Here is a 3,532-nt window from a genome sequence, read left to right on the forward strand (position 1 = left end):
GCTGGAACTCAGGCAGAGACAGGCCCTTCTGGAACTGGATGCCGTTGCGCGCCATGGCCAGAACAGTATCTGCGTACCACTCTAGTCGGGACAAATGGCCTGCACGGAGCGAGCTGGGTAATCAAGACGACCTTTAACGCCTACCCCCCGGATCCCGTCAACCTCCTGGGGAAAGCTTGTGCCAGTCCTTCGTCAGACTGCGACACAACCGCCCCCCCTACGGCCGTGTCCAGCTCCGTTCCTGACTCGCCCCTGGTTTCCGCCTCCGAGGCGCGCAACGTGCTCGACCAACCCCTGGAGCTGTGCGGCTGTGCCCCGTTGACCGGGTGGCATCGCGACGGCTACTGCCGCACCGATCCCACCGATCTGGGCCGCCACACCGTCTGTTGCGTGGTCAGTGAGGCGTTCCTCACCTATGCCCGTGCCCAGGGCAACGACCTCACCACGCCCGTTCCGGAGTTCCAGTTTCCCGGCCTCAAGCCGGGAGATGCCTGGTGCGTCTGCGCAGCCCGCTGGCTGGAGGCCTACGACGACGGTATGGCGCCGCCCGTACGGCTGGCGGCCTGCGAACGCTCCACCCTTGAGATCATCCCGCTGGAGGTGCTGCGCGAGCATGCCGTCTGAGCCGCCTGCTCACCAGGGAATCGCCGCCCCGTCCCATGCCCAGAAGTTGCCGCTCTGCTCCGGCCCCAGGCCACTGATCACATCCAGGAGGTGATCAGCGGCCCGCCGGGGTGTGAACAACTGCTCGGCTGGCACCGAGCCGCGAAAGGGGGCTGAGAAGGCGGTGGCCGTGGTGCCGGGGTGCAGCAGGCTGACGCAGGCCAGGGGCAGCCGTCGTTGCCACTCCAGGGCCAGGGTGCGCAGCAGCTGGTTCTGGGCGGCCTTGGCGCCCCGGTAGGCGTACCAGCCGCCGAGCCGGTTGTCGCCGATGCTGCCCACCCGGGCCGACAGGCTGGCGAACTGGCAGGGCTCGCGGCGCGGCAGGCAGGGCTCCACGGCTTGCGCCAGCAGGATGGGCCCGAAGGCATTCACCGCGAAGCTCTGCTCCAGGGCCTGGCGCTTCACCTGGCTGAGCCGCTTCTCCGGTTGGAGAGCAGGGGCGTGCAGCAGACCAGCGGTGTTGATCACCAGCCGCAGGGTCGGCGCCGTGGCTTGGATCCGTGCGGCAAAAGTGCCCAGGCTGAGGTCATCGCTCAGGTCCAGAGGCAGCCAGACCACCTCCTCCGGCAGGCGATCGGGCCGATGGCGACCGGCAGCATGCAGCCGCAGCCCCGGAGCACGCTGTTGCAAGGCCTCCAGCAGGGCCATGCCGATGCCGCCGGCTCCCACCACCAGCGCTTCCCCCTGCCAGCGCTCCAACGGGGCCAGGGCCGCGGAGGGCTGCGGTGGATTCGGCATGGCAGGGATCCCTGGATGGCGCATGATGACGGCCCCACCGCGGCAGTCGCGGCTTCTCGTCCGTTTGCGCATGGCTCTGAGGCTTGTCGTTCTGGGCCGCGGTGCCTGGGGCACCACCCTCACCGATCTATGGCGCCGCGCCGGTCATCACGTCGTGGTCTGGTCGCGCCGGGATGGCGGCGATGCCAAGGCGCTGCTGGGCGATCGGGATCTGGTGGTGGCGGCCGTGGCGATGGCCGGCATCGAGCCCCTGGCGAGCCAGTTGAGCGCCGCCTGGCCGGACGATCTGCCCCTGTTGAGCTGCAGCAAGGGTCTCGATCCGGATCGGCTCTGCACCGCCACCCAGCTCTGGCGGCAACACCTCGCGAACGCAGCGCTGGCGGTGCTGAGCGGTCCCAACCTGGCCACGGAGCTGCAGCAGGGTCTGCCCGCCGCCAGCGTTCTGGCCTCCCAGAAGGCGACGCTGGCCCGCCATCTGCAACGAGAGCTGAGCAGCGACAACCTGCGCCTCTACACCAATGCTGACCCGATCGGCGTCGAAGCCGCCGGGGCCCTCAAGAACGTGATGGCCCTGGCGGCCGGCATCTGCGACGGTCTTGGCCTGGGTGCCAATGCCCGCGCCTCGCTGCTCTGCCGGGGGCTGGCGGAACTCGGCCTGGTGGTGCGCGGCATGGGGGGTGATCCCGCCACCACCTATGGCCTGGCGGGCCTGGGGGATCTGCTGGCCACGGCCACCAGCTCCCTGAGCCGCAACTATCGCTGCGGCGTTCTGCTGGCGGAGGGGCTGGACGAAACCGCCGCCATCGCCCGGATCGGGGCCACGGTGGAGGGCCGTGCCACCGCCAGGGCCGTGCTGCGGTTGGCCCAACAGAACGGTTGGCATCTGCCCATCTGCGATCAGGTGGTGCAGGTGCTTGAGGGCCGCACGACACCCCGCCGGGCCGTGGCGGATCTGATGGAACGGCAGCTCACGTCAGAGTGATCTGCCCACCTTCATTCGCGCCTGCGTGATGCTCCCAGCCCTGCTGATCGAGGCCTTCGCCGAACGGCCCCTGGCCGGCAACGGTGCCGCCGTTGTGCGGCTGGAGCGACCCGCCAGCGACGCCTGGCTGCAGGGGGTGGCCACCAGCCTGCGCCAGTCGGAAACGGCCTTTCTGCTGCCAGCGCCTGGCGGAGGCTGGGCCCTGCGCTGGTTCACCCCCAGCTGTGAGGTGCCGCTCTGCGGCCACGCCACCCTGGCTGCGCTGCTGGCGCTGGGGGCCTGGGGCCTGTTGGAACCTGGCGCGTCCACTGCCCTGCTCAGCCGCAGTGGCCCCCTGGTCGTGCAGCTGGCCGAAGACGATCCGGGCCGTGGACGGATCGAGCTCCCGAGCGCACCGCTGCAGCCGGCAGAACTGCCGGATCCGCTGGCGGCGCTGCTGCATCGTCGACTCGGCTCAGGCGTGGAGCAGTACTGGCATTCTGCGCTGGGGTACTGCGTCGCTCTGTTGCCGCCGGCGGCCCAGCTGGGCCAGCTCGATGGTCTGGCAGCGGAGCTGCAGGGGGAGGCGCGGGCAGGGCTTGTGCTGATGCAGCAGTGCGCCCAGACCAGCCATGCGGAGGGCGCTGACGTTGCTTCTAGCGAGCTGGTCGGTGGCCGCCCCGCCGACTACCGCCTGCGCTTCTTCGCCCCGGGGCTCGGCATCGATGAGGACCCGGTCACCGGATCCGCCCATGCCCTGGTGGCCCCCTACTGGATCGAGCGCCTCAACCGGCCGGTGGTGGGCTGGCAGTGTTCCAGCCGGCCAGGCGGCATGCTCTGTGAGGCGGCATCTTCAGGCATGATCCGCTTGACCGGTACGGGCCATCTGTTGTGGAACGGCAGCTTGCAGGCAGAACCCGATGGCAGCGGTGCCGAGAGCTGGGCAGCACTCTGGGCCGCTGCCTGAACCTGCCCTGGCTGCCTCCGTTCAGCCGGCGTCTGCTGCTGACCGGCCCCCTGGCGGCGGGAGCTCTCGCCGTCGGTTTTGCGGCCCAGGGCCTCATGGCCAGCAGCCGCGGCACGGCCGACGACGATCGCCTGCTCGCAGCCCTGGTGGCCAGCCCCACCACCACCACGACGGCCTCCCGCAGCGCGGCCGGCACCGCAGCT

4 protein-coding genes are annotated in these 3,532 nt (G+C 70.2%); 3 read left to right on the forward strand and 1 reads right to left on the reverse strand.

Annotated features, from left to right (window positions below):
• Window positions 1-225 precede the first annotated feature (225 nt).
• On the forward strand, window positions 226-624 hold the full coding sequence (locus VB716_RS13295; protein ID WP_231597912.1) for a DUF2237 family protein: 399 nt from the start codon (window positions 226-228) through the stop codon (window positions 622-624).
• Between the two features lie 9 nt (window positions 625-633).
• On the opposite strand, the gene VB716_RS13300 is transcribed toward VB716_RS13295, so the two are convergent.
• On the reverse strand, window positions 634-1,401 hold the full coding sequence (locus VB716_RS13300; RefSeq protein WP_197170245.1) for an SDR family NAD(P)-dependent oxidoreductase: 768 nt from the start codon (window positions 1,399-1,401) through the stop codon (window positions 634-636).
• A 70-nt stretch (window positions 1,402-1,471) separates the two neighbouring features.
• On the opposite strand from VB716_RS13300, the gene VB716_RS13305 reads away from it, so the two are divergent.
• Both VB716_RS13305 and VB716_RS13310 read left to right on the forward strand, forming a co-directional pair.
• Window positions 1,472-2,383, forward strand: coding sequence for an NAD(P)H-dependent glycerol-3-phosphate dehydrogenase (locus tag VB716_RS13305; protein ID WP_197155808.1), 912 nt, complete (start codon window positions 1,472-1,474; stop codon window positions 2,381-2,383).
• A 28-nt stretch (window positions 2,384-2,411) separates the two neighbouring features.
• Window positions 2,412-3,329, forward strand: coding sequence for a PhzF family phenazine biosynthesis isomerase (locus tag VB716_RS13310; RefSeq protein WP_322758731.1), 918 nt, complete (start codon window positions 2,412-2,414; stop codon window positions 3,327-3,329).
• Window positions 3,330-3,532 lie beyond the last annotated feature (203 nt).

This window comes from Synechococcus sp. CCY9201 (assembly GCF_034931105.1).
Classification (GTDB): domain Bacteria; phylum Cyanobacteriota; class Cyanobacteriia; order PCC-6307; family Cyanobiaceae; genus CBW1002.

Bases quoted from the DNA above. Each gene is read 5' to 3' on its own strand.
- VB716_RS13300 (WP_197170245.1), bottom strand. From the start codon at position 1,401: ATGCCGAATCCACCGCAGCCCTCCGCGGCCCTGGCCCCGTTGGAGCGC.
- VB716_RS13305 (WP_197155808.1), top strand. From the start codon at position 1,472: ATGGCTCTGAGGCTTGTCGTTCTGGGCCGCGGTGCCTGGGGCACCACC.
- VB716_RS13310 (WP_322758731.1), top strand. From the start codon at position 2,412: ATGCTCCCAGCCCTGCTGATCGAGGCCTTCGCCGAACGGCCCCTGGCC.